We start from the raw sequence: 26,586 nt of genomic DNA, 5'->3' as shown, positions 1-26,586 counted from the left end.
CGACAAGCACCACACAACACCCGGAGGTCCTCTTATTGCGTCAAATCAGTCCCCGTGTCACTAACGTGCCGGGACAGTACAGCTAGCCACCACCTGCACCGCAAAAGCCTCGTTGAGTTCCACCAGGTCGATGTCGCCGATGGTAAGGCCCGCCTGCTTCAGCGCCCGCCGCGTCGCCTCGACCGGGCCCATGCCCATCAGTTCCGGGGACAGGGCGCTGACTCCCGTGGCGACGATGCGGGCCAGCGGTTCCAGCCCCAGCTCCCTGGCGCGCGAATCGCTCATCACCACGACGGCGGCGGCGCCGTCGTTGAGCGGGCAGGCATTGCCGGCCGTCACGGTACCCTCGGCGCGGAAGACCGGCTGCAGGGCGCTCACCGCGTCCAGGGTGACGCCGGCGCGGGGGGAGTCGTCCCGGTCCATGACGGTGCCGTCCCGGCGCGTGTACGGGGTGATCTCGCGGGCGAAGAACCCGGAGGCGAGGGCCGCCTCCGCCCGGTTCTGGCTTTGCACCGCCCAGGCGTCCTGCTCGGCGCGGCTGATGCCGTAGCTGGTGGCGACGTTTTCCGCGGTCTGGCCCATCGAGATGTAGATGTCCGGCATCCGGCCGCCCAGCCTCGGGTCCGTCCAGGGTGTGTTGGACGCGGCGCGGGCTGCGGTGCGCTGCCGGGCCGCCTCGAACAGGGGGTTGTGGGTGCCGGCGTCGGTCTCCCCGGCCCCGGCCCAGTCCCGGTACCGCGAGACCGCTTCCACCCCGGCCGCGACGAAGGCCTCGCCCTCGCCGGCCTTGATGGCGTGGAACGCCATCCGCAGGGTCTGCAGGCTGGAGGCGCAGAAGCGGTTGACGGTGGCGGCGGGCACGTTGTCGAGCCCGGCCAGGATGGTGACCACCCGGGCCATGTTGGACCCGGCCTCGCCGCTGGGCTCGGCGCAGCCCAGATAGAGGTCGTCGAGGCCGCGGCCCTCGTCGTTCGGGTCGAAGGCGGGGATCTTCGCCAGGGCGGCGGCCACCATGGCGGCGGCCAGGTCGTCGGGGCGTTCGTCCTTCAGCGATCCCTTGAATGCGCGGCCGATCGGGCTTCGGGCGGTGGCAACGATGACAGCTTCAGGCATGCGCACAGCCTACGCCGGGACCGCCGGAGCAGGTCGGGCGCGGCCCAGGTCCATTCGAAGCAGGTCAGGCCAGCCGCAGGGCTCCCGCGGCCGGGCGGACGCGGAAAATGTCCGGTGCCGCGTAGCCGGCGCCCGTGAAGGCGCTTGCGACGGCGGCCCTCAGCCTTTCCTCCGCGCCCGCCGGGGCGAGCGCGATCGCACAGCCGCCGAAGCCGCCGCCGGTCATCCGGGCGCCGATCGCGCCGGCGGTCCGGGCCGTGTCAACCGCCAGGTCCAGCTCGGGGCAGGAGATCTCGAAATCGTCCCGCATCGAGGCATGCGACGCGTCCAGCAGCGGGCCGATCGCCTGCGGCCCGGCGCCCTCGAGCAGCTCCACGGTCCGCAGCACGCGGTCGTTCTCGGTGACGACATGCCGGACCCTGCGGAACGTCTCCGGGTCCAGCAGGCCGGCCGCTTCCTCGAGATCCTCGACCCCCACGTCGCGCAGGGCCCGGACGCCGAGCACGTCGGCGCCCAGTTCACACGACGCGCGCCGGGCCGCGTAGCCGCCGCCGGCGTGCGAGTGCGAGACCTTCGTGTCGATCACCAGCAGCACCAGGCCGGCGCCCTCGGCGTCGAACGGCACCAGTCGGACGCCCTGGTCGCGGCAGTCGAGGAACACCGCCTGGCCCGCGGCGCCCCGGAGCGAGGCCGACTGGTCCATGATCCCCGTGGGGGCGCCGACAAAATCGTTCTCCGCACGCTGGGTGGCCAGGACCATGTCCTGCGCGCTGAGGCCCGCGCCGGTCAGCTCGTTGAGGGCCAGGATGACGGCGCATTCGATGGCGTGCGAGGAGGAGAGACCGGCCCCGCGTGGCACGTCCGAGTCGAGGAGCAGGTCCAGGCCCGGGACGGCGAGGCCTTGCTGCTGCAGGGCCCAGAGCACACCGAGCGGATACTTCGTCCAGCCCTTGGCCGCGGCGGGCTCCAATGCCACGGCGTCCGCCGTCGTCAGCCCCTGGTTACCGAAGGTGGACAGCATCCGCACGGTGGAGTCGGGGCGGAGCCGGACGGCCACCCTGGCGGCCCGGTCAATGGCGAACGGCAGCACGAAGCCCTCGTTGTAGTCGGTGTGCTCGCCGATCAGGTTGACCCGGCCCGGGGCCTGCCAGATGCCGTCGGGGGCGGCCCCGAAGACGGCCTCGAACCTGGAGCGGAGTTCCGTGGTGCCGAGCGGGACGTTCATCGTGTGCTGCCTTCCGTGCCGGTGGTGCCGGCGGCAGTGGTGTCTGCGGCGCCGCGGAGCCGCTCCGCGACGGCCTCCGGGGTGGTGTCGTTGATAAAGGCCCCCATGGCCGCCTCGGAGCCGGCCAGGTATTTCAGCTTGTCCGCGGCGCGGCGCGGCGAGGTCAACTGCAGGTGCAGGTAGCCGGCCGGACGCAGCAGCTTATCCAGCGGCGCCTGCTGCCAGGCGGCGATGTAGGGCGTGGGAGTCGGGTAGAGGGCGTCGAGGCGCCGGAGCAGGTCCAGGTACAGCCGCGCGAGTTCGTCTTTCTCGCCGCCGTCGAGGCCCGCGAGGTCGGCCACCTGCCGGTGCGGGACCAGGTGCACCTCCAGCGGCCAACGGGCGGCGAAAGGGACATAGGCGCTGAAGTGCCGGCCCTCAAGCACCATCCGGCTGCCGTCGGTCCGTTCGGCGCGCAAAAGCGATCCGGTCAGGGTGTCCCGGCCGCCGGCGTCGTCGTAGTACTTCCGGGCCGCCACGGCCAGCACGGCGGCCCGCGGCGGAACATAGGGGTACGCGTAGATCTGGCCGTGCGGGTGATGCAGCGTGACGCCGATTTGCGCGCCACGGTTCTCGAACGGGAACACCTGGCGGATCCCGGGCAGCGCGCTGAGCGCCGCGGTGCGGGCGGCCCAGGCCTCCACCACAGTGCGGGCCCGGACCTCGCCGAGGCCGCTGAAGGAGCCGGTGTGGTCCTGCGTGAAGGAGACCACCTCGCAGCGGCCGTACGCCGGGACGGTGGTTCCCCAACCCGGCTGCGCGGGGAGCCGTCCGACGTCGGGCCCCAGGGAGGGGAAACGGTTTTCAAACACCACGACGTCGTAGTCCGGCGCCGGGATTTCGGAGGGGTTTTCCGGGGTGCTGGGGCAGAGCGGGCACTCATCGGCGGGCGGGAGGTGCGTCCTGGACTGGCGGTGCGCCGCGATGGCCACCCATTCACCGGTGAGCGCGTCGAAGCGCAGCTCGCCGGCGGCACTCCGGGCTCCGGGCGCCCTGAGGTCGGCGAAAACCGGCCGCCGGCCGCCCCGCCGCTGCGCAGCCGCATCCGTGCCGCCGGACCCACCGTCGGCGTCATCGAAGTAAAAGAGTTCCCGGCCGTCGGCGAGGGTGGCCTGACTGATGCTGTGGGCGCGCATTCCATCATTCGATCAGACTTCGCGAGCTTCCGGCAAAGCCCCGCCGTGTACGGGTGCAGGCCCGGTTCGGTACCGTGGTGCCCATGGACCGCAGCGCTTCCCCCGAATCCCCGTCCGACGCCTCCGCCCGCCGCTACGCGACCGGCCGGCAGTACGAGCTGCGCCGGGGCGACGCCCTGGCCATCGTGACCGAACTGGCGGCAGGACTGCGGCTGTACAGCCACGCCGGGGTCCAGCTGACGGAGAGCTACGGCGACGAGCAGATTTCCCCGGGCGCCGCCGGAATCACCCTGGCGCCGTGGGCAAACCGCGTCGAGGACGGACTCTGGTACCTCGACGGGAAGAAACAGCAGCTGGACATCACCGAGGTGTCGCGCAATAACGCCAGCCACGGGCTGCTGCGCAACGCGTCCTACGAACTTGTGGATGAAACGGAATTCTCGGTGACCCTGGAAGCGGCCGTGTTCCCGCAGCACGGCTACCCCTTCCTGCTCCGGCACCGGGTGCGCTACGAACTGGACGGGGACCTGGGGCTCACGGTCCGGCAGACGCTGGTCAACGACTCCCAGGCGCCGGCCCCGTTTGTGCTGGGCGCCCACCCGTACCTGCGCCTCGGCGAGGTCCCGAGCGAGGACCTTGCCGTGACGGTCAGCGGCCGCACCCGGCTGGTGACGGACGACCGCCTGATCCCGCGCAGCACCGAGCCGGTGGGCGGCGACTTCGACCTCCGGTCCGGCCGAAAGATCGACGGCCTCGTGCTGGATTGCGCCTACACCGACCTGGACTTCGACGGCGGCGTGGCCCGGAGCACGCTGCGCGCGCCCGACGGCCGCAGCGTGTGCCTCTGGCAGGACGAGTATTGCCGCTACGTCCACGTTTTTGTCACCGACACGTTCCCCGGCCGCACCAGGGCTGTGGCGCTCGAGCCCATGACGGGGCCGGCCAATGCCTTCAACAGCGGGGACGGCCTGGCCTGGCTGCCGGCGGGGGAGTCCTTCACCATGAGCTGGGGAATCACCGCCGCGCTTGAGGGCTAGCTGCGTTTGCCCTTGCCGTTTCACTTCGGCGGCGCACTGGGGAATTATGGGGCTATGACGCCAGCTGAGGACGCCACCCCCCGCTTAGACTCCGAGCTCCCCGGGTATGCCGCCCCCGGGCTCTCCGCCCCCGCCGCGGCCCCCGGACTGGCGGTTGCCGGGACCGTGCCCGCATCCGTGCCCCGCAGCGACCGGCCCCGCAGCGACCGGCAACTGGACGAGGACATCCCATACGGGGTGCGGATCGCGGCGTCGTGGGCTTGGCGGATCGGACTCATTCTGGTCGTCACCGCTGCGCTCATCTGGCTGCTGAGCAAGATCACCTTCCTCATCATCCCCGTGATGGTCGCCGCGCTGCTGGCCGGGCTGCTCAGCCCCATCACACGGTGGCTCCGGCGGCGCCGGGTGCCCAACGGCGCCGCCGTGGCCTTGACCGTGCTCGGCTTCATCGGGCTCATCGCGGGCGCCCTCGCCCTGGTCGGCCGCCAGCTCACCGCCGGCTTCGGGGAGCTCTGGAGCCAGGCGCTCACCGGCGTGGTGCAGGTCCAGGCCTGGCTGGCCGAGGGCCCGCTGCACCTGACAGCAGCCCAGATCGACACCTACATCAAGGAAGGCGCCGCGGCGCTGCAGAACAACAGCAGCAGCATCCTCAGCGGGGCGCTCACCTTCGGCAGCACCGCGGGGCACTTCGCCGCCGGGCTCCTGCTGGCGCTCTTCGTCCTGATCTTCTTCCTGCTCGAGGGCGAACGGATCTGGGGCTTCCTGGTCCGGCTGATGCCCCGGAAGGCCCGCCGGGCCGCCGACGGCGCCGGCCGGCGCGGCTGGACCTCGATGGTCAGCTACGCACGGATCCAGATGTTCGTCGCGTTCGTGGACGCCGTCGGGATCGGCGTCGGTGCCGCGATCATCGGCGTCCCGCTGGCCCTGCCGCTCGGTGTGCTGGTCTTCATCGGCTCGTTTATCCCGGTCGTCGGCGCGCTCGTGACCGGCGCCATCGCCGTGCTGCTGGCGCTCGTGGCCAACGGACTGGTCAACGCGCTCGTGATGCTCGGCATCGTGCTGCTGGTCCAGCAGCTCGAAAGCCACATCCTGCAGCCCCTCGTGATGGGCAAGGCCGTCTCGCTCCACCCGGTGGCCGTGATCCTGTCCGTGGCCGCCGGTTCCTACCTCGCCGGGATCCCGGGAGCCTTGTTCTCGGTCCCAATCCTCGCCGTAGCAAACTCGGCCGTTCGGTACATTGCGGGCAGAACGTGGGAACATGATGAAGAGCTGGCTGCCGCGAGCCCCCAGGGATCCCCTGCACTCGCCGGCGCCGGCGAGGACCCGGGCTTCAGGGAGGTCCACCTCCCTGGCGCCGATGCCGGAACCCCCAAAGGAGACTAGTTCGTGAATACCCTCGAGAGCCTGCCCGTCACGCTGGACGATGTCCTGGAGGCGCAGAAGCTGCTCGACGGGATTATTACGCGGACTCCGGTGGAGTCTTCCCGGGCCCTCGGCGGCATCGCCGGCGGCGAGGTCTACTTCAAATGCGAGAACCTGCAGCGCGCCGGTTCCTTCAAGGTGCGCGGCGCTTATGTCCGGATGGCCAAGCTCTCCGCCGCGGAGAAAAAGCGCGGCGTCGTGGCGGCGTCGGCCGGCAACCATGCCCAAGGCGTCGCCGTCGCGGCGAAGGCCCTCGGCATCAAGGCCCGCATCTACATGCCGCTGGGGGTCGCCCTGCCCAAGCTGGCGGCGACCCGCAGCCACGGCGCCGAGGTGGTGCTGCACGGGCACAACGTCGATGAGGCGCTCGCCGAGGCCAAGCGCTACGCCGACGAAACGGGCGCCGTGTTTGTCCACCCCTTCGACGACGTCGACGTCGTCGCCGGCCAGGGGACCGTCGGCCTGGAAATCCTCGAACAGATTCCCAACGTGGACACCATCCTGATGGGCGTCGGCGGCGGCGGGCTGCTGGCCGGCGTCGCCGTCGCGGTCAAAGCCCGGGCCAAGGAACTCGGCCGGAACATCCGGATCATCGGCGTGCAGGCCGAAAACGCCGCAGCCTACCCGCCCTCGCTCGCCGCGGACGCGCTCGTGCCGCTCAAGCGCGTCTCCACGATGGCCGACGGCATCGCCGTGGGCCGGCCGGGGCAGCTGCCGTTCAGCATCATCCGCGAGCTCGTGGACGACGTCGTCACGGTCAGCGAAGACGCGCTGGCCCGCGCGCTGATCTTCCTGCTCGAGCGGGCCAAGATGGTGGTGGAGCCGGCTGGCGCCGTGGGCGTGGCTGCCCTGATGGAGGGCAAGATCGAGAACCCCGGAACCACCGCCGTGGTCCTCTCCGGCGGCAACATCGACCCCATGTTGATGCTCAAGGTCATCCAGCGCGGCCTCTCGGCTGCCGGCCGCTACATGACCGTGCGGATGATGCTTGATGACCGGCCGGGCTCGCTGGCGACGATCGCCCGGATCATCGCCGAAAACGATGCCAACGTCACCGGTCTGGACCACACGCGGGTGGGCGGTTCGATCAGCATGGGCGACGTGTCCATCACGGTCAACCTCGAAACCAAGGGCCACGAGCACTGTGAACAGGTCCTGGGCGCGCTCCGGGCCGAGGGTTTCCAGCCGATCGTGGTGCACTAGGCGGTCGCGGTGCTCGACGCGTCCAAGGGGGAACGGCGCGGTGACACCCCCGCCGTCCGTGCCCGCCGGGGACTGCAGGTGGTCGGTTCATTCGTGCTGCTGCTTTACGCGATCGAGTTCCTCAACGCGCTGATGCTGCATTCACTCAACAGAACCTTCGGGCTGCGCCCCCGCACCCTCGACGGGCTGCTGGATATCCTGACGTTTCCGCTGCTGCACGCCAACCTCGCCCACCTGCTCTCGAACACGCTTCCGCTGATCATCTTCGGATTCCTGGTCTTCCTGTCCGGCGCGCGCGTCTTTGCCACCGCCCTGGCCTCAAGCTGGCTGGGATCGGGCGTGACGGTGTGGCTGATCGGCGGCTACAACATCACAGTGGGCGCGTCCGGGCTGGTCTTCGGGCTCTTCGCGTTCCTGCTGGTGCGCGGCTTCTTCAACCGCCACTGGGGGCAGATCCTGCTCTCCGTCGTGCTCTTTTTGGCCTACGGCGGGATCCTTTTCGGGGTGCTGCCCACCGTGGCCGGTTATGTTTCCTGGCAGGCGCACCTGGGCGGGGCCGTCGGCGGAGTGGTGGCGGCGCTGTTGCTGAGCCAGCGCCGGCCGGCTTAAACATCGACGCCGGCCCTCCCGCAGGGGAGGACCGGCGTCGGGAGCTGGTGAGACTAGCCGACATACGGCTTGGCGGAGATGATCTCCACCGTGATGTCCTTGCCGTTCGGAGCGGTGTAGCTGAGCTTGTCGCCCTCCTTGTGGCCGACGATGGCCGAACCCAGCGGGGACTTCTCGCTGAAGACGTCCAGCTCGGAGTCGCCGGCGATTTCGCGGGAGCCGAGCAGGAACGTCTCTTCGTCCCCGGCGATCTTCGCGACCACGATCATGCCGGCCTCGACGATGCCGTCGTCGGCCGCGGCTTCGCCAACGTGCGCGTCGCGCAGCAGCACGGTGAGCTGGCGGATGCGCGCCTCGATCTTGCCCTGCTCTTCCTTGGCTGCGTGGTAGCCGCCGTTCTCCTTGAGGTCGCCTTCCTGGCGGGCAGCTTCGATCTTCTGAACGATGTCTGCACGGCCGGCGCCGGAGAGGTGGTCCAGCTCTGCCTTCAGGCGGTCAAAAGCTTCCTGGGTGAGCCAAGCTGCAGTTGCGCTGTTGGTGGTCGACACGGACTTCTCCTTTTGATGGTCAAACAAGCTGGTCAAACAAGCAAAGACCCCGCCACGGTGGCCACTTATGGATCTCAGTAACCAGCTCAGCGGGGCAGGGGTATTGATCCATTGTAGTCAATGCTGTGGATAAACCCAAGAACCGCTGCGGTGCAGGTCACACCGTGTTACGGCGGCCGCCCTTTTTGACGGCGGGTTAACTGCGGGGCGGCGCTACTTGGCGGCGTCCGGGATCCAGCAGTTGCCCACGACGGCGGACACGGCCTGCGATTCGGTGTGCAGCCTCACCCGGTGCACCGTGGTGCGGCCGCCGTCGGTGCCCGCATCGGCGGCGTTGGGACCGACGTCGAGGACCTTCCAGCCGACCACGGCGAACTTCGAGTCGAGGGCCTTGACGGCGCACTTGGCCGACGTCCCCGGGTTCTTGGTGACCTGGAAATCAATCTCGGCCAGGGTGGCGTCGGGGGTGCTGTAGCCGATGTCCTTGAACCCGACGGACTCGGTGGCCGCCGACGTCGAGATCCAGGCCATAATGCCGATCCCGGCGGCCACGGCAACGATCAGGAGGTTCCGCTTTGCCTTGCCGCCCAAGGCGCGCTTTTGGCCGCCGTAACGATTGGCTAGGCTGGTAGGTGCCGGCGCGGGCGCGGCAGGCTGCTCCTCGGAAGTCACCAGTCCAGTTTAGTGTGGATCGGGCCGGAGAAAATCCGCAGCCATGTTCCGCCAAGGCACCCGGTCCAGCACCGAAGCCGCAGAAGAAATCCGCAGTAGACATCCGCAGTAGAAAGAGGAGCCGTCCGACGATGACAGCGTCCCCCAGCCAGCCGGCCCCGCTCCGGCTGCTAGCCGTCCATGCGCACCCCGACGACGAGTCCAGCAAGGGTGCGGCGACGATGGCCATGTACGCGGCCTCCGGCGTCGAGGTGATGGTGGCCACCTGCACCGACGGATCCCGCGGCGACATCCAGAACCCGGCGATGGAGAGTGCACCGCACCCCAAACGGGACATGGCCGGAGCCCGCCGGTTGGAAATGGCGAACGCGGCCAGGGTCCTCGGGATCCGCCAGCGCTGGATTGGCTTCGTCGATTCGGGCCTTCCGGAGGGAGACCCACTGCCGCCGCTCCCGGTCGGTTCCTTCGCGACGCTGCCGCTGGAGCGGGCAGCGGCGCCGCTGGTCCGGCTCGTCCGTGAGTTCAAGCCGCAGGTCATCCTCAGCTATGACGAGAACGGCGGCTATCCCCATCCGGACCACATCATGGCGCACCGGGTCGCCGTTGAGGCCTTCGAGGCCGCCGGCGACCCCGCGCGGTACCCGGGCACGGGGGAGGCCTGGGCCCCGGCCAAGCTCTACTACGATCGCGCCTTCAGCCCGGAACGCTTCCGCGCCTTGCACTACGCCCTGGAGGAGGCCGGGCTGCAGTCGCCCTATGCCGAACGGCTCGCCGCTTGGCTGGAGGCCGACGCCGAGGGCCACACCCCGCCGGCACCCACCCATCCCACCACCACGCAGATCGAGTGCGGGGACTACTTTGAGGCCCGCGATGACGCCCTGCGCTCGCACCGGACCCAGATCGACCCGGAAGGCTTCTTCTTCGCCGTATCGCCGGAGATGCAGCGGCAGACCTGGCCGTGGGAGGACTACTCGCTGATCCAGTCCCGGGTCCCCACCGAGGTGCCCGAAACGGACTTCTTCGCCGGGCTAAGATAGATCCAGCAGGGACTTCTATGCCGCGTAGAAATGCGGCAGGGAAGTTCCGCAAAAGACGCTCCCCATAGAAGGTTTCCACCGTGCATTCCTTGCTCACCGCCCTGGCGACATCCCCGTCGCCCGCACCGTCGCCGTCGTTGCGCCCCGGGCTCGACCAGGACCAGGTCACCCCGGGCCTGCTGGGCTTCCTGCTGACCGCATTCATTGTGGTGCTCACGGCACTGCTGATTGTGGACATGGTGCGCAGGATCCGCCGGGTCCGGTACCGCGCGCAGGTAGAAGAAGAACGAGCCGCGGCGGACGAGTCCGCGCAGCTTGAGGCGGCCCAGCACGGTGCCGGCGGCGACTCCGGGCGGCCCGGAGACGGCGGCCGGACCGGCGGCGACCGGCCGGGCAGCGACCGGCCGGGCAGCGGCGGCGCGGACGCCCGGCCGGAAGCCAACGGTGACGCCGGACCCGGGACCCGCTGAGCGCGGCTCCTCCGAAGCCTGGCCGGGGGCGTCCAACGCCCTGGGCGGGGAACCCTCTGCCTACCTGCGCCAGCACGCCGGCAACCCTGTGCACTGGCGCCCCTTCGGCGACGAAGCCTTCGCCGCCGCCGCGGCCCGCGATGTCCCGGTATTCCTCTCGATCGGCTACGCAGCGTGCCACTGGTGCCACGTCATGGCGCACGAATCCTTCGAAGACCAGGACACCGCCGACTTCCTGAACGCCAACTTCGTCGCCGTGAAGGTGGACCGGGAAGAGCGTCCGGACGTCGACGCCGTCTACATGGCTGCCACGCAGGCCATCAGCGGCGAGGGCGGCTGGCCGATGTCCGTCTTCCTACTGCCGGACGGCCGGGCCTTCCACGCCGGAACCTACTATCCGCCCCGGCCAATGCCCGGCCGGCCGTCCTTCCGCCAAGTGCTCGGCGCGGTCCGCGAAGCCTGGCTGGAACGCCGCAGCGCCGTCGAAGCGAACGCCGACGCGCTGGCACGCGGCATCGCGGCCGCGCAGGACGGCACGGCCGTCCGGCTGGACGCGCCGGCGCCGGACCTGGAGCCGGAACTGCTTTCCGAAGCGGTACGTGCCCTCGCCCGCTCCGAAGACGCGGCGGGCGGCTTTGGCGCGGCGCCGAAGTTTCCGCCGTCGGCCGTCCTGGAGTTCCTGGTCCGCCACGCTGCGGTGCCGTCCGCGACGGCGGAGGCGGCCCGGGACCTGGCCGGGCGCACGCTCGCCGCGATGGCGCGCTCGGCCCTGTTCGACCAGCTCGACGGCGGCTTCGCCCGCTACTCCGTTACGCGGGACTGGTCCCTGCCGCACTTTGAAAAAATGCTCTACGACAATGCCCAGCTGCTGCGGGTCTACGTCCACTGGATCCGTCTCGGCGGCACCGCAGGGTACCCGGCCGGGGAGGCCGCCGCCGTCGCCGGCAGCACCGCGGACTGGATGCTTGCCTCGCTGGGGCTCGGCGGAACCGAGGGACAGGACGGAACGGCCCCCGCGGCGCTGGGTTCATCGCTCGACGCGGACACCGTGGTGGACGGGGTGCATGCCGAGGGCGCCAGCTACCTTTGGACCCCCGCCGAACTGGCCGCGCTGCTGGGGCCGGCGGACGGTGCCGCGGTGGCGCGCCTGATGCACGTGCATCCCACGGCTACCGTCTCCGAGGCGGGGTCGCCGCTGCATCCCGGCCGGGCCCTGGACGGTCCGGACACCGGGTTGTGGCAGTGGGTGCGGCCCGTGCTTCGCGGAGCCCGCGCGGCGCGGCCGCAGCCGGCCCGGGACGACAAGGTGGTGGCCGGGTGGAACGGGCTGGCAGTCGCGGCCCTGGCCGAAGCCGGCGCCGTGCTGGACCGGCCAGAACTCGTGGACGCGGCGGAACGGACAGCCGGCTACCTTGAACGGGTGCACTGGACCCCCGGCCAAGGGGCGGAACCGGGCAGGCTGGTCCGGGTCTCCCATGACGGGACGGCCCGCGGTATCGGCGGCCTGCTCGAGGACTACGCCTTCTGCGCCGAGGGCCTGTTCGCGCTCTACGCCGTCACCGGGCGGACCCGCTGGTATGGCCTGGCCGAAGCCCTCGTGGCGGCCGCCGGCTCCCGGTTCGCCGCCGACGGAATGTTGCGTGACACGGCGGGCGAATCACCGCAGGTCTTCAACGCCCAGGGCCGCCGAGCGGGAATGGATCCGTTCGACAACGCCACCCCCAGCGGTGCGGCCGCGTTTGCCGGGGTCCTGCTGACCTCGTCCGCCCTCACCGGATCTGCGGAGTACCGAGCCATGGCCGGGAACATCGTGTCCCTGCTGCCGCCTCTTGCCGTCCGTGCACCCCGCGTGGCCGGCTGGCTGCTGGCCACTGCGCAGGCCGCACTGGCGGGCCCGCTGGAGGCCGCCGTCGTCGGGCCCGACACGCCGCAGCGGACGGCGCTGCACCGGACACTGCTGGAATCGCCGAGCCCGGGACTGGTGATCGCGCTGCAGGATCCGTCGGGGGAGTCCGACGACGGCCCGGTCCCCTTGCTGCGCGGCAGACAGGCCGCGCCGGACGGGGCACCGCAGGCCTACCTGTGCCGCGGCATGGTCTGCCGGTTGCCGGCGCGTTCTGTCGAGGCGCTCCGGGAACAACTGGCTAGCATGGCTGGATGACTTCTTCCCGGGTGGCCACGGACGCCTTTGAACTGGTGGTTTTTGACTGCGACGGCGTCCTGGTGGATTCCGAGGTGATCGCCGTCCGGGTAGACCAGCGGGTGCTGGCCGATCTCGGCTGGGAGCTGGAGATCGAGGAAATCGTCCAGCGCTTTGTCGGCAAGAGCGAGGCCAACTTCATCGCCACCATCGAACGGGAGCTGGACATCGAACTGGCCGACGGCTGGGACCGGACCTACCAGCAGTGGTACCACGAGGCCTTCGAACGGGACCTCGCGGCCGTCGACGGCATCGAGGAGGCCCTGGACCGGCTCCGGCTTCCGCACTGCGTTGCCTCCAGCGGCAGCCACGCGAAGATGCAGCGCACCCTGGGCCGGACGGGGCTGCTGCACCGTTTCGCCGGCCGCATCTTCAGCGCCACCGAAGTTGCCAACGGCAAACCCGCGCCGGACCTGTTCCTGCACGCGGCCGGAACGCTCGGAGCCGCCCCGGAGCGCTGCGCCGTCGTCGAGGACAGCGCGTACGGCGTCCAGGCGGCGCGGGCCGCGGGGATGCATGTCTTTGCCTACGCGGGCGGCGTGACCCCGGCAGGCCGGCTGGAAGGCCCCGGCACGACCGTGTTCCGCGACATGCGCCAGCTCCCGGAACTGATCGCCGCGGGACGGCCGGGCTAAGGGCCGACCTTGTCGCCGGATTTTCCCCGGGTCCGACGTCGGCGGACGGTGTGTCGGGGCGGAGTCCCGGCGGGTCCCGGCGTCGGGCCTTCAAACGTGGGGAGAATCCGCGCAGCTTCGGCCCGGGGCGTACGGCAGGAGGCCTCAGCCCAGGACGGCGATCGCAATCCCGATGTAGTGCGCGGCAAAGGCAAAGACCGTGAAAGCGTGGAACAGTTCGTGGAAGCCGAAATGCTCGTAGCTGAAGTTCGGCTTTTTGAGGGCGTAGAAGACGGCGCCGGCGATGTACAGCGCGCCGCCGACGCAGATAAGCACGGCGGCCGGGACGCTGGCAGCGAAGAAGTCGGGCAGGTAGAACAGCGCGCCGCAGCCCAGGGCGATGTAGATCGGCACATAGAGCCAGCGGGGGGCGTGGGTCCAAAGCAGCCGGAAGAGCACCCCCAGCACCGCGCCGGACCAGATCACCCACAGCAGCAGCACGGCCTTGGGCCGGTCCAGGAGCGCCCAGGCCAACGGGGTGTAGCTGCCGGCGATGACCAGCATGATGTTGGTGTGGTCCAGCCGTTTCAGCACGATCTTGACGCGCGGGGACCAGTTTCCGCGGTGATAGACGGCGCTGACGCCGAAGAGCAGCACCCCCGTGAAGGCGTAGACCGCCGATGCGATCTTCAGATCCGGGCTGGGGGCGAGGAGCGCCAGCACCAGGCCGGCGGCCAAGGCCAGCGGCGCGGTGACGGTGTGGATCCAGCCCCGCCACTTCGGCTTGATCATCAGCAGCTCGGCGATCCTGACGGCGGCGTCATCCACCGGGCTGTTGCCGCGGCCCGAGGGGCCAGGTGCATCGTGCGCGGACCGCTCGGATCCGGGCTCCGGACTGGTGCTCTCCATGCCGCCATAATAACCTACGGTCCAGTAAGTTACCCGTCAGTAACAAACTGTGTGCCGGAAAATGACGCCTGCGGTATGCACGGCAGGGGCCTTCCGGCGGGTAGCCTAGGAATGCACTGCCGTCAGACCTCAAGGAAGCCAGGTGAATCTCCGGATGGAACTGCCCGGGTTCCTGTATGGCTTCTACGAGCGGAAACTCCAGCGGTCCCTTGACCCGGAGCGGATCCCCCGGCACATCGGCGTGATGGTCGACGGCAACCGCCGCTGGGCCCGGCAGTTCAACGCCCCCACGAGCCAGGGCCACCAGGCGGGCGCGGACAAGATCCACGAATTCCTCGGCTGGTGCCAGGAGCTTGGGGTCAAGGTCGTCACGCTGTACATGCTCTCCACCGACAACATGAACCGCTCGGGCGAGGAGTTGGATCTGCTGATGGGGATTATCGCCAACACCCTGGACCGCCTCGACGAAGACGCCGACATCTCCGTGCACGCCATGGGCGCGCCGGAGCTCCTGCCCGACTACCTCGCCGAGCGGCTGCACAAACTCACGGCCCGCACCCCGGTGCACGAGAAGATCCACGTCAATGTCGCCGTCGGCTACGGCGGCCGCCGGGAGATCGTCGACGCCGTCCGCGAACTGCTGCACGACGCCGTCGCCCGCGGCGCCGACATCGGCAAGCTGGCGGACGAACTCAGCGTGGACGACATCTCCCGCTTCCTCTACACCCGCGGCCAGCCCGATCCCGACCTGGTGATCCGTACCTCGGGGGAGCAGCGGCTGTCCGGGTTCCTGATGTGGCAGAGCGCCTACAGCGAGTTCTATTTCTGCGAAGCCCTGTGGCCGGCGTTCCGCAAGGTGGACTTCCTCCGCGCCCTGCGCGACTACGCCGGCAGGCAGCGCCGCTTCGGCGCGTGAACGGTTAATCCGCGCGTCACCTGATGTCTTCAAGAATCGCCGAAAAATAGTCCGGCAATCGTCGCGCCGCGGACGTACGTTAATCCCATCAGCAGGCAAACCGCCGGCTGATCGGGGAGGCCAGTACATGGAGCGGAAGTTCGCACCGGATGTATGGGAGGCCGCGTCCGGCCTCACGGCCGAGCCGCCTCACCAATAACAATTCCGGGCCGGCGGCCCGGGGCTGGAGTCGATGTGGCTATTTCTGAAGTATTGCCCGACGTCATTTCCGATCAGGGCAAGAAGGCTACCTCTCGCGCCAAGCGAGCCACTTCCACGGCCGGCGCAGCGAATCCCGACGCTGCGGCCGGTCTTGCTGTTTCCGAGGAAGGAACAGCAGGACAGGAAACCGCCCGAAGCTACGTAATCGACACCTCCGTGCTGCTCTCGGACCCGCGCGCGCTGCTGCGGTTCGCCGAGCACGAAGTCATCCTGCCGATCGTGGTCATCACCGAGCTTGAAAGCAAACGGCACGACCCGGAGCTGGGCTACTTCGCCCGCAAGGCGCTGCGGCTCCTTGATGACCTCCGGGTGGAGCACGGCGGCCTGGACCGCCCCATCCCGCTGGGCCGCGACGGCGGCACCCTCATGGTCGAGATGAACCACATCTCGGCCGAGGTGCTGCCGGCCGGCTTCCGCGGCGGCGACAACGACAGCCGGATCCTCGCCGTCGCCAAGAACCTCGCCAACGAGGGCCGCGACGTCACCGTGGTCTCCAAGGACCTGCCGATGCGGGTCAAGGCCTCCGCCATGGGCCTGCTCGCGGACGAGTACCGCAACGAGCTGGTCAAGGACTCTGGCTGGACCGGCATCGCCGAAATCGACGCCGCCGAGGACGAGGTGGCCACCCTCTACGGCCACGAGCCGGTCTTTATCCCGGCCGCGGCCGAGCTGCCCGTGAACACCGGGCTGGTCCTGCTGTCCAGCCGCGGTTCGGCCCTGGGCCGCGTCGGGGCCGACAAGCAGGTGCGCCTGGTGAAGGGGGACCGGGACGTGTTCGGCCTGCACGGACGCTCCGCCGAACAGCGGCTGGCCATCGACCTGCTGATGGACCCGTCCGTGGGGATTGTCTCCCTCGGCGGCCGCGCCGGCACCGGGAAGTCCGCCCTGGCCCTGTGCGCCGGCCTCGAGGCGGTCCTGGAACGCCGTGAGCACCGCAAGGTCATCGTGTTCCGGCCCCTGTACGCCGTTGGCGGCCAGGAGCTCGGGTACCTGCCCGGGTCCGAGTCCGAGAAAATGAACCCGTGGGCCCAGGCCGTTTTCGACACCCTCGGGGCGCTGGTCAGCCAGGAGGTGGTCGAGGAGGTCATGGACCGCGGCATGCTCGAGGTTATGCCGCTCACGCATATCCGCGGCCGTTCCCTGCACGACGCCTTCGTGATCGTGGACGAGGCGCAGTCCCTCGAGAAGAACGTGCTGCTCACGGTGATGAGCCGGATTGGCCAGAACTCCAAGATCGTGCTGACCCACGACGTCGCCCAGCGCGACAACCTCCGGGTGGGACGGCACGACGGCATCGCCGCCGTCGTCGAAACCCTCAAGGGCCACCCGCTCTTCGGGCACATCACCCTGACCCGCTCCGAGCGCTCGCCGATTGCGGCTCTGGTGACGGACATGCTCGAGGGGGCGGAGATCTAAGGCTCGCTTTCAGTCCGCCGTCCGTTTGGGGCCGTGGCTGGGTTCGTCGTGGTTGGGTTCGCCGGGCCGCGGCCCCTTCGCCGTCGCTTAGCGCGGCGGTCCCTTCCCGAGACTCGCCAGCTCGCCTCGGGGCCCTCGGGACGCCGCTTCGACGGTTGCCGCCCGCTGCGGTCGCTGAGCGACCTTTGGAGACCGATGGGCCGCGATGCGCGACTACACGAAAGGCCCGCGGCGCGGCGTGTGCGTTCGTCACCTTTTGAGGAGGGACCGCGGCACGGCTAGTGAGCGTCTCACGGTCGCGGGGACGCGGTGTCCCGCGTAGGAGCGCATCGCCGACCAGAGCGAAGCGAAGGTCGCTCAGCGACCGCCGAGCAGCGACGGGAGGTGTCTAAGCGACGGCGGGGCGCCGTGGCCCCGCTCGCGGGGTCCTACAGGCCGATGCCCAGGTACTTTGCCGTGGGTTCGTGGCCTTCGACTTCCAGGGTCCAGTCGGGGCGTTTAAAGGTGGCCGGGGTGAGGCGGACTTTTTGGACTTCCCGGAGCTTGCCGCCCCAGTTGGCGCGGGTGGTGCCGTTGAGTTCGTAGCCGAGCGAGCGGGAGACGCCCTGGGATTGCTGGTTCCAGGCGGCCGCCTCGGATTCGGCGACCTCGGCGCCGAGCCAGTCGAAGGCGTAGAGGGCGACGGCGGCGCGCATTTCCTTGCCTAGTCCCTGGCCTTGCACGCGCTGGGTGAGCCAGGAGCCGGTGCTGACCGTCTTCAAGGTGGCGAAGTCCTTGGCCCCGAGGTCCTGGCAACCGATGAACTCGCCGTCGCGCCAGATGCCCAGCAGCAGGGTCCAGTCCTGCGGCGACATGGTTCCGCGGCAGCGCCAGTACCACTGCGCCATGTTCGGCCCCAGCTCCTCGGCGGGGCATTCGGTCCAGGGCGTGCTGAAGGGGCTGCGGCCGGGTTCGTGGATGCCGCTCCGGGCTGCCTGCACCGCCGCCGGGATATCTTCGTCGCGGATGGGACGGAGCGTGAGGCGGGGGGTGGTCAGGGTGAGGCCGAAGGGCGGCCAGTAGCGGGCGAGTTCAGTCATCCGGGAAGCCTAGCGGCGGGGAGCAGGGGCCGCCAGTCACATCAACCCGGCGGGGAGCGGCGCGGGCGCGGCAAAAACCGGTACCATCCGAGGGTGATTCATCGTCTCGGCGAACTTGGGGGAGCCGCCCCGCTGGCCTTCTGGCTGGTGCTGCTGGCGTGCGCGTACTTCGCCGTTATGGCGGCGCGGCTGACCGTCATCGACATCAGGCACCACCTGCTTCCCAACCGGATCATCTTTCCCTCCTACGCGGTCGCGGGTGTGCTGCTGCTTGGCGGCGCGGCGGCCGACGGCGGCGCGGGACTGTTCGGCGTGCCCGGACTCCGGGTCCTGGCCGGCGCCGCGGTCCTCTGGCTGTTCTACTTCCTGCTGCGCGCCGTCTACCCGCCCGGGATGGGCTTCGGGGACGTCAAGCTTGCGGGTGTGCTTGGTCTCTACCTCGGATTCCTCGGCTGGGCCCACGTCTTCGCCGGGACGTTCGCGGCCTTCCTGTTCGGCGGACTCTGGAGCGTGGCCCTGCTCCTGACCCGGCGCGGAACGCTGAAGTCGGACATCCCGTTCGGCCCCTTCATGCTGGCGGGCACGGCGGCCGCGATGCTGCTGCTGCCCGCAGGCTAGGCTGGCGGCATGGCCACTCCCGACTTCATCCTGAAACTGCGTGAGAAGATCGGCCACGAGTCGCTGTGGATTCCGGGCGCGCGGGCGGTGGTCTTCGACGACGCCGGCCGGGTGCTGCTCGGCCAGCGGGCGGACAACGGCCAATGGGGGCTGATCACCGGGATCCTGGAACCGGGCGAGGAGCCGGCGCCGGGGCTGCTGCGGGAGGTCTTGGAGGAAACCGGGGTGGTGGCGGTGGCCGAACGGCTTGTCTCGGTGGATGCCGTCGGTCCCACCACCTATCCCAACGGCGACGTCTGCCACTTCCTGACTCTGGTCTTCCGCTGCCGCTTCGTCTCGGGGGAGGCTCGCGTCAACGACGACGAATCCCTCGCCGTCGGCTGGTTCGGGCCCGAGGAGTTTCCCGAGCTGATGCGGGGCCATCTGGAGGCCATTGAGCGGGCGCGGGAACCGGACGGGGCGGCGCACTTCCGCAGCTGAGCTGCGGACGGACTGACCGGCGCGGCGCCGGTTAAAGCACGACGGCGGCCGGTGCCTTTCGCTGGAAAGGTGCCGGCCGCCGTCGAACCCTGTGCCCGCGGGAGCAGGCGGCGGGGGCTAGGCCTTGTGCGGCGGCCGCGTCATGGACATGACGTCCAGGGCGGTGTCCAGCTGCTCTTCGGTCAGCTCGCCGCGTTCGAGGAAGCCCATCGCCACGACGGTCTCGCGAATGGTCAGGCCCTCGGCGACGGCCTTCTTGGCGATCTTGGCGGCGTTCTCGTAGCCGATGAACTTGTTCAGCGGCGTAACGATGGACGGCGAGGCCTCGGCGAGGAAGCGGGCCCGCTCGACATTGGCGGTGATGCCGTCGATCATCTTGTCGGCCATAACGCGGCTGGTGTTCGCCAGCAGGCGGACGGACTCGAGCAGGTTGGCGGCCATCACGGGGATGCCGACGTTGAGCTCGAAGGCGCCGTTGGTGCCGGACCAGGCGATGGCGGTGTCGTTGCCGATGACCTGGGCACAGACCATGATGGACGCCTCGCAGATGACCGGGTTGACCTTGCCGGGCATGATCGAGGAGCCGGGCTGCAGGTCCGGGATCGCGATTTCGCCGAGGCCGGTGTTAGGGCCGGAGCCCATCCAGCGCAGGTCGTTGTTGATCTTCATGAAGGAGATCGCGATGTTGCGCAGCTGGCTGGACGCCTCGATCAGCCCGTCGCGGTTGGCCTGGGCCTCGAAGTGGTCGCGGGCTTCGGTCAACGGCAGCCCGGTGTCCGCGGCGAGGAGCTCGATGACACGCTCCGGGAAGCCGGCCGGGGTGTTGATGCCGGTGCCGACGGCGGTGCCGCCGAGCGGGACCTCGGCGACGCGGGGGAGGGAGGCGTTGATGCGTTCGATGCCGTAGCGGACCTGCGCGGCGTAGCCGCCGAACTCCTGGCCCAGGGTGACCGGGGTGGCGTCCATCAGGTGGGTACGGCCGGACTTCACGACGTCCTTGAACTCGACGGCCTTGCGCTCCAGCGACTCCGCGAGGTACCCCAGTGCCGGGATCAGGTCGTTGATCAGGGCGGACGTGGCAGCCACGTGGACCGAGGTCGGGAAAACGTCGTTGGAGGACTGCGAGGCGTTGACGTGGTCGTTCGGGTGGACCACCTTCTCGCTGCCGGCGGCCTTGAGCGCACGGGAGGCGAGCTCGGCCAGAACCTCGTTGGTGTTCATGTTCGAGGAGGTCCCGGATCCGGTCTGGAACACGTCGATCGGGAAGTCGCCGTCGTACTTCCCGGCGGCGACCTCGTCGGCGGCGTCAGCGATCGCCTGGGCCAGCTCGCCGTCGAGCACCCCCAGCTCCGCGTTGGCCTGGGCGGCAGCCTTCTTGACCCGGGCGAGGGCCTCGATGTGGGCGCGCTCCAGGGTCTTGCCGGAGATCGGGAAGTTTTCGACCGCACGCTGCGTCTGGGCACGGTACAGCGCGTTCACGGGGACGCGGACTTCGCCCATCGTGTCGTGTTCAATGCGGAACTCTTCAGTGTTCAAATCTGCTGTGGAAGTCATGGGGCTAGCTTATTCGGCCCAAGCGTCCCACCGAAAACCGTGAACCGGCGGTAAAGCGGGGCTACTGGAGCTCGCCGATGCCGGAAACCAGGTCCGCCCGGCCCTCGGCGAGGCGGTAGGCCAATCCGATCACGGCGGCGCGGCCGCCCTCGACGGCGTCGGAAATCACCCGGGAGCTGTCCACGAGGCGCTGCGAGGTCTGCTTGACGTTCTCCACGACCATGTCGTTGACGTCATGCTGGTCGTTGCGAATCGAGGTCAGCACGGCGGGCGTGATGCGCTCGACCAGGCTGCGGATGAACCCGGCCGGCATCTCTCCGGTCTCCACGGCGTTCTTGGTGGCGATGACCGCGCCGCAGCTGTCGTGGCCGAGGACAACGATCAGGGGCACGCCGAGGACGCCGATGCTGTATTCGAGCGAGCCGAGGACGGCGTCGTCGATCACCTGGCCGGCCGTCCGGACGACGAATGCGTCCCCGAGGCCCAGGTCGAAGATGATCTCGGCGGCCAGTCGGGAGTCGGCGCAGCCGAAGATGACGGCGAAGGGATGCTGGTTCTCCACGAGCGAGGACCGCCTTGAGGCGTCCTGGTTCGGGTGCGAGGATTCGCCGGCGACAAAACGTTCGTTGCCTTCGCGCAGCCGGCGCCAGGCGAGGGCGGGAGTCAGGTAAGTAGCCACGGCCCCTACTTTACGGCGTGGGGGTGGCCGAGGGTGAAACTGTTGCTGCCGGGCTTGCGTCCAGCGCCTTCACGACGGCCGCCGCGAGCACGGAAAACTCCTCGAGCTGAGCGGGGCCGCTCAGGACCACGGTGGTCCCGCGGTAGTCGAGCACCATGGACTTCTCGCCCTTGCCGGTGTCACGCAGTTGCCAGTCGCGTCCGCCGGCGGTCCGAGTCCCGGTCACCGAGGCGCTTTTGGTCTGCTGCTGCAGCCACGTCGGATTGGACTGGCGGGTCTGGACCAGCCCGATGAAGGAGTCCTTGGGCGTCAGGTAGCCGACTTCCCAGGTGGCCACGCCGCTGCCCGAGCCGGACTCCCAGCGGGCGTAATTCGAACGGAATGTGTCGCCGGTATCCGGGGCCACCGGTGTGAATCCGGCCACACCCGCCGCGTTTTTCGCGATGGCGCTGACGTTGATGTCCGGATGGTAGCCGTCGCTCTTCGGCGACGGGTTCATCAGGACCACGGGCAGGAAGGCGCCGATGCTCAGGACCAGGGCGATAATCATGCCGATCACCGAGGCATTGGCCCGCTTCGCGGCGGCCGCGCGGATGACGGGCTTCACGGGCTGGCCGCCGGCGGCGCCTTCGGCGTCGGGTGCTGCTCCGCCGGCCGGTGATCCGGCGGCCTCCGGCGGGGTGTCCTGCAATTCATTCACCCCTCTATAGTCGCCCATTCCGGGCCGATCTCACATTCGGCCGGACGGCGCCGGCCGGGACGGGGCCGTTCATGGTGGCGTCATTCCAGCACCGATCACGGCCGCCGCGACTATGATCAGTAACAGACGGATCCCAGCGGCAGCCGGACACCGGATGCCGCTGGTTCAACGATCGCCACTCGAAGAAGAGGTTCACGTGTCACCAGCGTCCATGACCCAGAAGTACTCCACGCTCTCGCCGTCGCTCGCCGTCGGAATCGATGAGCCTAACCGCAACCTTGCCCTGGAACTGGTCCGCGTCACCGAGGCCGCGGCCATCGCCGGCGGCCACTGGGTCGGATTCGGCGACAAGAACAAGGCCGACGGCGCCGCCGTCGACGCCATGCGCTCCTTCCTGCAGACCGTCCACTTCAACGGCGTCGTGGTCATCGGCGAAGGCGAAAAAGACGAAGCCCCCATGCTCTTCAACGGCGAGCGTGTCGGCGACGGCACCGGCCCCGAGTGTGACGTCGCCGTCGACCCGATCGACGGGACCCGGCTGACCGCCCTCGGCATCAACAACGCCCTGGCCGTCCTGGCCGTGGCCGAGCGCGGCTCCATGTTCGACCCCTCCGCCGTGTTCTACATGGAGAAGCTCGTCACCGGGCCGGAAGCCGCCGACATGGTTGACCTGCGCCTGCCGGTCAAGCAGAACCTGCACCTCATCGCCAAGGCCAAGGGCGTCAAGGTCAACCAGCTCAACGTGATGATCCTGGACCGCGACCGGCACCGGCCGCTGGTCGAGGAAATCCGCGAAGCCGGTGCCCGCACGAAGTTCATCATGGACGGCGACGTGGCCGGCGCCATCGCGGCGGCCCGTGCCGGCACCGGCGTCGACGCCCTGATGGGCATCGGCGGAACCCCGGAAGGCATCGTCGCGGCCTGTGCGATCAAGTCCCTTGGCGGCGTCATCCAGGGCCGCCTCTGGCCCACCAGCGACGAGGAGAAGCAGAAGGCGATTGACGTCGGACATGACCTGGACCGGGTGCTCTCCACCAACGACCTGGTCTCCAGCGACAACTGCTACTTCGCGGCCACCGGCATCACCGACGGCGACCTGCTCAAGGGTGTGCGCTACTCCAAGGACAAGGTCCTCACCCAGTCCATCGTGATGCGCTCCAAGTCCGGCACCATCCGCTTTGTGGACGGCGAGCACCAGGCCAGCAAGTGGGAGGGCTACGCCCGCAAGCACTAGCCGCCACGTATTCACAGGATCCCGGGCCGCGCTTGCGCCCCGGGATCCTGTGTTTTCCGGAGCAGCGCTGGGCGCTTTCGAGTTGCTTCGCCGGTATTGGATAGGGTGGAGCCATGACTTGGCTTGTTACTGGCGGTGCGGGATATATCGGTTCTCATGTGGTTGCCGCGTTGCGCGCGGCGTCGATGCAGCCGGTGGTGGTGGACTCACTCTCGAGCGGGCACAGGGAGTTCGTCCCGGCGGACGTGCCTTTCGTGCATGGGAGCATCCTCGACGCAGAATTGGTGGCCCGCACCATGGTTGACCATGCTGTGACCGGCGTGATCCATCTGGCGGGCTTCAAATACGCCGGCGTTTCCGTGCAGGAGCCGTTGCTCACGTATGAGCAGAACGTGACCGGAACGGCCCAATTGCTGAAAGCGATGGAGCTGTCCGGGGTGGACAAGATGGTCTTCTCCTCCTCCGCTGCCACGTACGGCACTCCGAGGGCAGACATCGTCACCGAGGACACGCCGACCCAACCCGAATCCCCCTACGGCGAGAGCAAACTCATCGGGGAGTGGCTCATCCGGGACCAGGGCCTGGCCCGCGGCCTGCAACACACCTCGCTCCGCTACTTCAACGTCGTGGGCTCCGGCGCGCCCGAGCTCTACGACACGAGTCCCCATAACCTCTTCCCGATCGTCCTGCGTGCACTGACCTCCGGCAAGACCCCTAGGATCAACGGCGCGGACTACAACACCGAAGACGGCACCTGTGTGCGTGACTACGTGCATGTTGCCGACCTCGCTACCTCGCATGTCGCGGCAGCGCGGGCCCTCGCTGCCGGCACCGCGCTGGAACGCGTCTACAACCTCGGCTCCGGCGACGGGCTTTCCGTTCGACAAATCATGACGGCAATGGCCCAGGTGACGGGGATCGACTTCGAGCCTGAGATCGGTCCACGGCGAGCCGGGGACCCCGACCGGATCGTCGCCGACGGCACCCTGGCCGCGCGCGACCTGGACTGGGAAATGCGCCACACTGTGGAAGAGATGGTGGCCAGCGCCTACGAAGCACAAAAGCGCGCGGCTGCCGGGAGTTAAGTCTGGGGTTACTTCCGCAGGCGGGCGCGCAGGGAGTTGACGAGCTTCTTCCCTGCCTGGGTGGCCTTGCGGGCGAGCTGGTAGCCGCCGTAGCGGAGCTTCTTCACCGGCAGGTCCCAGGTCCCCGGGTAGGCGATTTCGCGGCCGCCGAAGGATTTCTTGAACGAAGTGAAACCAGCCCACTTGTGGTCGGGCTGGTCGGCCGGAGCCACGCCCCAAAGGTCCACATGCTGCAGGCCCTTGTCCTTGGCGTCGGCCATCAGCGTCACAAGCAGCGGGATTCCCGCGCTGAGCTTCCGGTGGGTGTCGTCCAAAGCGGCGTGGGCGTAGGTGCGGGTGTCCGCCGAGTCGTACGCCAGGGCGGCGGCGATCGGTTCGCCCTCCAGTTCCGCGATGAACAGGGTGGCCGCGCCGGCCGGCATCAGCGACCGTGCCACCTGGCTCAGGTACTCGTCGCTTTGCGGTTTGAAGCCGTTGCGGGCCGCGGTCAGGTGCAGGAACGTCAGCAGCACGGAAATCTCCGCCGGGTCCTGGCTGGACCGGAACGTCACACCCTTCTTGTGGATGTTGCGGTACAGGTTGCGGTTGACCGGCTTCATGTCCGCCAGGACGTCCTTGAAGTCGCGGTCCAGGTCCACGATCCAGCTCAGTTCGGGCTGCAGGTTCGCCGGGGCGGGACACAGGCCGCGGCTGCGCAGCAGGGTGCCGGCGTCGGCGCTGGTGAAGCCCGCGTCGACCGGTTCAACCCGGACGAACACTGCCCCGCACCGGCGTGCCAGTGCGGTCAGGGACTCAAGCGCGGCGTCGAAGGCGGCGAGGGAATCGGCCAGGGGACCGTAGGGCACGTAGAGCAGCTTGCCGGCGGGGTTGCTTTCCTCGATGGCCAGGAATCGCCAGCCCGGTCCCGCGTCTTCGTGGACGGTGCGGCCCAGGGCGCGCTGTACGTCGGCCCAGTGCGGGCCCTGCAGGAAGTAGTCCACGGCTCAGGCCTTCCTTCCGGTAGTAACGGCAAAGGCCACGGCGGGCCCGGTGGCACCGGCGACGGGGTGCACGTTGACCGGCGCCTCGGCGGCCGGCAGGAACGCGGATGCCCCGTGATCCAGCTGCAGGTCGCCCTTGGGGGAGTCCAGCAGGACGGAGCCGGTGACCACGATGATCACGGCGGCCCCCGCCTGTGCGAGCGGGACCGGCTCCGCGCCCGGAAGCAGTTCCACCCGCTGGAGCGCGAATTCCCGGAACGGAGGGCGGAAGAGCTCCTGGCCCAGCATCGTGGTCTCGGCGGAGAGCATGGGCACGCCAACGGCCTCAAAAGCGACCGTCTTCAACAGCTCGGGGACGTCCACGAATTTCGGCGTCAGCCCGCCACGGAGCACGTTGTCCGAGGAGGCCATCACCTCGATGCCCAGGCCGCGCAGGTAGGCGTGCACGTTGCCGGCAGGCAGGTACACGGCCTCGCCGGGGGCCAGCGAAATCCGGTTCAACAGCAGCGAGATCAGCACACCGGGATCTCCGGGGTAGTCCCCGTTAAGGTTCACCACGGTGGTCAGCTCCGCCACGTGGGCCCCCATCGGGGCGCCGGAGACAAGGGCAGCGACGACCGCGGCCGTCGCCGCGGAGACCTCCTCACCGCCGGCGATCAGCCGCTCGAAGGCCGACCGCAGCGCGGCCGGTTCGTCCGGCTGCGCAAGGTCCTCCAGCAGCTGCGGGATCAGCGGCGGCAGGTCCAGGCCTGCCAGCTCGAAACAGCCCGCCAGGTGTTGGAAGATGGCCCCTGACGCCGCTGCCGGCCGGAAGCCGCACAGCGCTTCGAAGTCCGTCAGGGCAAAGATCATTTCCGGCTTGTGGTTGTCGTCCTTGTAGTTGCGGGTCGCGGCGGCATGGTCGACGCCGGCAGCTTCCTCGCGGGCGAACCCGGCCCGCGCCTGCTCCAGCGTCGGATGCACCTGCAGGGACAGCGGCCGCTCGGCGGCGAGGACCTTGAGCAGGAACGGCAGCCGCGGACCGAACTCGGCCACACTGTCGCCGCCCAGGTGGTGCACCGGGTCGCTGGCGATCAGGGCGTCGAGCGCCAGCCGGTCGCCGTCGCCCGTGGCGCCAGCGGCAGCAACGGCTCCCGCAGCGGCAGACGCGGTGACGACCACGGAGGGCGAGTCGGGGTGGGCACCGACCCACAGCTCGGCCTCCGGACCGCCGGAGGCCGGCCGGCCGAGCAGGCCGGCGATCGCGGTCTTGGACCCCCAGGCGTAGGGCCGGAGGACGTTCTCAAGTTCGTACACGGGGTCCCTATCTGCTCATGGTGAGCGACTGGCTGCTGGAGCCTGCCGGAGTTA

Annotated in this window: 26 protein-coding genes; 14 read left to right on the top strand and 12 right to left on the bottom strand. The window is 69.3% G+C overall.

Features of this window, described 5'->3' with window-relative positions; all coding sequences use genetic code 11:
• Positions 1-60: 60 nt before the first annotated feature.
• The 3 genes from ACZ5Z0_RS05055 to galT all read right to left on the bottom strand — a co-directional run bounded on the left by ACZ5Z0_RS05055 (position 61) and on the right by galT (position 3,513).
• Positions 61-1,113, bottom strand: a complete 1,053-nt coding sequence (locus ACZ5Z0_RS05055; protein ID WP_464110153.1) for an acetyl-CoA C-acyltransferase — start codon at positions 1,111-1,113, stop codon at positions 61-63.
• A gap of 64 nt (positions 1,114-1,177) precedes the next feature.
• Positions 1,178-2,338, bottom strand: a complete 1,161-nt coding sequence (galK, locus tag ACZ5Z0_RS05050) for a galactokinase (RefSeq protein ID WP_464110152.1) — start codon at positions 2,336-2,338, stop codon at positions 1,178-1,180.
• Positions 2,335-3,513 (bottom strand): galactose-1-phosphate uridylyltransferase, encoded by a 1,179-nt coding sequence (gene galT / locus ACZ5Z0_RS05045; RefSeq protein WP_464110151.1) that lies wholly within the window; start codon positions 3,511-3,513, stop codon positions 2,335-2,337. Before galT ends, galK begins: the two co-directional genes overlap by 4 nt.
• An 83-nt stretch (positions 3,514-3,596) precedes the next feature.
• Between galT and ACZ5Z0_RS05040 the strand changes: the two genes are divergently transcribed.
• The 4 genes from ACZ5Z0_RS05040 to ACZ5Z0_RS05025 are packed head-to-tail and all read left to right on the top strand — an operon-like array spanning position 3,597 to position 7,784.
• Positions 3,597-4,550, top strand: a complete 954-nt coding sequence (locus ACZ5Z0_RS05040; RefSeq protein WP_464110150.1) for an aldose 1-epimerase family protein — start codon at positions 3,597-3,599, stop codon at positions 4,548-4,550.
• A gap of 54 nt (positions 4,551-4,604) precedes the next feature.
• Positions 4,605-5,933, top strand: a complete 1,329-nt coding sequence (locus tag ACZ5Z0_RS05035) for an AI-2E family transporter (RefSeq protein ID WP_464110149.1) — start codon at positions 4,605-4,607, stop codon at positions 5,931-5,933.
• A 3-nt stretch (positions 5,934-5,936) separates the two neighbouring features.
• A complete protein-coding gene (ilvA, locus tag ACZ5Z0_RS05030) occupies positions 5,937-7,175 on the top strand; it encodes a threonine ammonia-lyase (RefSeq protein WP_464110148.1) in 1,239 nt (412 codons plus the stop codon).
• Positions 7,176-7,184: 9 nt separating this feature from the next.
• Positions 7,185-7,784: a rhomboid family intramembrane serine protease gene (locus ACZ5Z0_RS05025; protein WP_464110147.1), complete on the top strand. Its 600-nt coding sequence runs from the start codon at positions 7,185-7,187 to the stop codon at positions 7,782-7,784.
• A 53-nt stretch (positions 7,785-7,837) separates the two neighbouring features.
• On the opposite strand, the gene greA is transcribed toward ACZ5Z0_RS05025, so the two are convergent.
• Both greA and ACZ5Z0_RS05015 read right to left on the bottom strand, forming a co-directional pair.
• Positions 7,838-8,332: a transcription elongation factor GreA gene (greA, locus tag ACZ5Z0_RS05020; protein WP_138769984.1), complete on the bottom strand. Its 495-nt coding sequence runs from the start codon at positions 8,330-8,332 to the stop codon at positions 7,838-7,840.
• Positions 8,333-8,545: 213 nt separating this feature from the next.
• On the bottom strand, positions 8,546-9,004 hold the full coding sequence (locus tag ACZ5Z0_RS05015) for a DUF4307 domain-containing protein (RefSeq protein ID WP_464110146.1): 459 nt from the start codon (positions 9,002-9,004) through the stop codon (positions 8,546-8,548).
• 131 nt (positions 9,005-9,135) lie between these two features.
• On the opposite strand from ACZ5Z0_RS05015, the gene mca reads away from it, so the two are divergent.
• From mca to ACZ5Z0_RS04995, 4 genes are all read left to right on the top strand, one after another.
• Positions 9,136-10,041 carry a mycothiol conjugate amidase Mca gene (gene mca, locus ACZ5Z0_RS05010; protein WP_138769982.1) on the top strand — a complete coding sequence of 302 codons (906 nt, stop codon included), beginning with the start codon at positions 9,136-9,138 and terminating at the stop codon, positions 10,039-10,041.
• Positions 10,042-10,121: 80 nt separating this feature from the next.
• Complete coding sequence (locus ACZ5Z0_RS05005; RefSeq protein WP_464110145.1) at positions 10,122-10,511, top strand: hypothetical protein; 390 nt, start codon at positions 10,122-10,124, stop codon at positions 10,509-10,511.
• Positions 10,486-12,672, top strand: coding sequence for a thioredoxin domain-containing protein (locus tag ACZ5Z0_RS05000; protein WP_464110144.1), 2,187 nt, complete (start codon positions 10,486-10,488; stop codon positions 12,670-12,672). The genes ACZ5Z0_RS05005 and ACZ5Z0_RS05000 overlap by 26 nt, the downstream gene beginning before the upstream one ends.
• The gene (locus tag ACZ5Z0_RS04995) at positions 12,669-13,346 is read left to right on the top strand and encodes an HAD family hydrolase (protein ID WP_464110143.1); all 678 of its coding nucleotides are present in this window, start codon (positions 12,669-12,671) and stop codon (positions 13,344-13,346) included. Before ACZ5Z0_RS05000 ends, ACZ5Z0_RS04995 begins: the two co-directional genes overlap by 4 nt.
• 144 nt (positions 13,347-13,490) lie before the next feature.
• On the opposite strand, the gene trhA is transcribed toward ACZ5Z0_RS04995, so the two are convergent.
• Positions 13,491-14,132, bottom strand: a complete 642-nt coding sequence (trhA, locus tag ACZ5Z0_RS04990; protein WP_464110724.1) for a PAQR family membrane homeostasis protein TrhA — start codon at positions 14,130-14,132, stop codon at positions 13,491-13,493.
• Positions 14,133-14,388: 256 nt separating this feature from the next.
• On the opposite strand from trhA, the gene ACZ5Z0_RS04985 reads away from it, so the two are divergent.
• Both ACZ5Z0_RS04985 and ACZ5Z0_RS04980 read left to right on the top strand, forming a co-directional pair.
• Positions 14,389-15,150, top strand: coding sequence for an isoprenyl transferase (locus ACZ5Z0_RS04985; protein WP_464110723.1), 762 nt, complete (start codon positions 14,389-14,391; stop codon positions 15,148-15,150).
• Between the two features lie 234 nt (positions 15,151-15,384).
• A complete protein-coding gene (locus ACZ5Z0_RS04980) occupies positions 15,385-16,827 on the top strand; it encodes a PhoH family protein (protein ID WP_464110142.1) in 1,443 nt (480 codons plus the stop codon).
• 428 nt (positions 16,828-17,255) lie between these two features.
• Here ACZ5Z0_RS04980 and ACZ5Z0_RS04975 read toward each other — a convergent pair whose 3' ends face one another.
• Positions 17,256-17,906: a GNAT family N-acetyltransferase gene (locus tag ACZ5Z0_RS04975; protein ID WP_464110141.1), complete on the bottom strand. Its 651-nt coding sequence runs from the start codon at positions 17,904-17,906 to the stop codon at positions 17,256-17,258.
• A 93-nt stretch (positions 17,907-17,999) separates the two neighbouring features.
• Between ACZ5Z0_RS04975 and ACZ5Z0_RS04970 the strand changes: the two genes are divergently transcribed.
• A complete protein-coding gene (locus ACZ5Z0_RS04970) occupies positions 18,000-18,524 on the top strand; it encodes a prepilin peptidase (RefSeq protein ID WP_138769977.1) in 525 nt (174 codons plus the stop codon).
• 9 nt (positions 18,525-18,533) lie between these two features.
• The gene (locus ACZ5Z0_RS04965) at positions 18,534-19,004 is read left to right on the top strand and encodes an NUDIX hydrolase (protein WP_464110140.1); all 471 of its coding nucleotides are present in this window, start codon (positions 18,534-18,536) and stop codon (positions 19,002-19,004) included.
• A gap of 117 nt (positions 19,005-19,121) precedes the next feature.
• Here ACZ5Z0_RS04965 and ACZ5Z0_RS04960 read toward each other — a convergent pair whose 3' ends face one another.
• The 3 genes from ACZ5Z0_RS04960 to ACZ5Z0_RS04950 form a co-directional block, all read right to left on the bottom strand.
• The gene (locus ACZ5Z0_RS04960) at positions 19,122-20,558 is read right to left on the bottom strand and encodes a class II fumarate hydratase (protein ID WP_138769975.1); all 1,437 of its coding nucleotides are present in this window, start codon (positions 20,556-20,558) and stop codon (positions 19,122-19,124) included.
• A gap of 61 nt (positions 20,559-20,619) precedes the next feature.
• Positions 20,620-21,237, bottom strand: a complete 618-nt coding sequence (locus tag ACZ5Z0_RS04955) for a carbonic anhydrase (RefSeq protein ID WP_464110139.1) — start codon at positions 21,235-21,237, stop codon at positions 20,620-20,622.
• A 10-nt stretch (positions 21,238-21,247) separates the two neighbouring features.
• Entirely contained in the window at positions 21,248-21,955 is a 708-nt protein-coding gene (locus tag ACZ5Z0_RS04950; RefSeq protein WP_464110138.1) for a DUF4245 domain-containing protein, read from the bottom strand.
• Between the two features lie 193 nt (positions 21,956-22,148).
• On the opposite strand from ACZ5Z0_RS04950, the gene glpX reads away from it, so the two are divergent.
• Both glpX and galE read left to right on the top strand, forming a co-directional pair.
• On the top strand, positions 22,149-23,171 hold the full coding sequence (gene glpX / locus ACZ5Z0_RS04945) for a class II fructose-bisphosphatase (RefSeq protein WP_464110722.1): 1,023 nt from the start codon (positions 22,149-22,151) through the stop codon (positions 23,169-23,171).
• Positions 23,172-23,284: 113 nt separating this feature from the next.
• A complete protein-coding gene (gene galE / locus ACZ5Z0_RS04940; RefSeq protein WP_464110137.1) occupies positions 23,285-24,256 on the top strand; it encodes a UDP-glucose 4-epimerase GalE in 972 nt (323 codons plus the stop codon).
• An 8-nt stretch (positions 24,257-24,264) separates the two neighbouring features.
• Here galE and ACZ5Z0_RS04935 read toward each other — a convergent pair whose 3' ends face one another.
• Positions 24,265-25,236, bottom strand: coding sequence for a lipid II:glycine glycyltransferase FemX (locus tag ACZ5Z0_RS04935; protein ID WP_464110136.1), 972 nt, complete (start codon positions 25,234-25,236; stop codon positions 24,265-24,267).
• 3 nt (positions 25,237-25,239) lie between these two features.
• The gene (gene manA / locus ACZ5Z0_RS04930; protein WP_464110135.1) at positions 25,240-26,532 is read right to left on the bottom strand and encodes a mannose-6-phosphate isomerase, class I; all 1,293 of its coding nucleotides are present in this window, start codon (positions 26,530-26,532) and stop codon (positions 25,240-25,242) included.
• Between the last annotated feature and the right edge of the window lie 54 nt (positions 26,533-26,586).

The organism is Arthrobacter sp. T2-23, assembly GCF_055398325.1.
The sequence above is the reverse complement of the archived record's forward strand: the minus strand, read 5'-3'. Positions and strand labels throughout refer to the sequence as shown.

Bases quoted from the DNA above. Each gene is read 5' to 3' on its own strand.
- glpX (WP_464110722.1), top strand. From the start codon at position 22,149: ATGACCCAGAAGTACTCCACGCTCTCGCCGTCGCTCGCCGTCGGAATC.
- ACZ5Z0_RS04975 (WP_464110141.1), bottom strand. From the start codon at position 17,906: ATGACTGAACTCGCCCGCTACTGGCCGCCCTTCGGCCTCACCCTGACC.
- galK (WP_464110152.1), bottom strand. From the start codon at position 2,338: ATGAACGTCCCGCTCGGCACCACGGAACTCCGCTCCAGGTTCGAGGCC.
- galE (WP_464110137.1), top strand. From the start codon at position 23,285: ATGACTTGGCTTGTTACTGGCGGTGCGGGATATATCGGTTCTCATGTG.
- ACZ5Z0_RS05035 (WP_464110149.1), top strand. From the start codon at position 4,605: ATGACGCCAGCTGAGGACGCCACCCCCCGCTTAGACTCCGAGCTCCCC.
- ACZ5Z0_RS05055 (WP_464110153.1), bottom strand. From the start codon at position 1,113: ATGCCTGAAGCTGTCATCGTTGCCACCGCCCGAAGCCCGATCGGCCGC.
- ACZ5Z0_RS04950 (WP_464110138.1), bottom strand. From the start codon at position 21,955: ATGGGCGACTATAGAGGGGTGAATGAATTGCAGGACACCCCGCCGGAG.
- ACZ5Z0_RS04960 (WP_138769975.1), bottom strand. From the start codon at position 20,558: ATGACTTCCACAGCAGATTTGAACACTGAAGAGTTCCGCATTGAACAC.
- ACZ5Z0_RS04995 (WP_464110143.1), top strand. From the start codon at position 12,669: ATGACTTCTTCCCGGGTGGCCACGGACGCCTTTGAACTGGTGGTTTTT.
- galT (WP_464110151.1), bottom strand. From the start codon at position 3,513: ATGCGCGCCCACAGCATCAGTCAGGCCACCCTCGCCGACGGCCGGGAA.
- mca (WP_138769982.1), top strand. From the start codon at position 9,136: ATGACAGCGTCCCCCAGCCAGCCGGCCCCGCTCCGGCTGCTAGCCGTC.
- ACZ5Z0_RS04985 (WP_464110723.1), top strand. From the start codon at position 14,389: ATGGAACTGCCCGGGTTCCTGTATGGCTTCTACGAGCGGAAACTCCAG.
- ACZ5Z0_RS05040 (WP_464110150.1), top strand. From the start codon at position 3,597: ATGGACCGCAGCGCTTCCCCCGAATCCCCGTCCGACGCCTCCGCCCGC.
- ACZ5Z0_RS04965 (WP_464110140.1), top strand. From the start codon at position 18,534: ATGGCCACTCCCGACTTCATCCTGAAACTGCGTGAGAAGATCGGCCAC.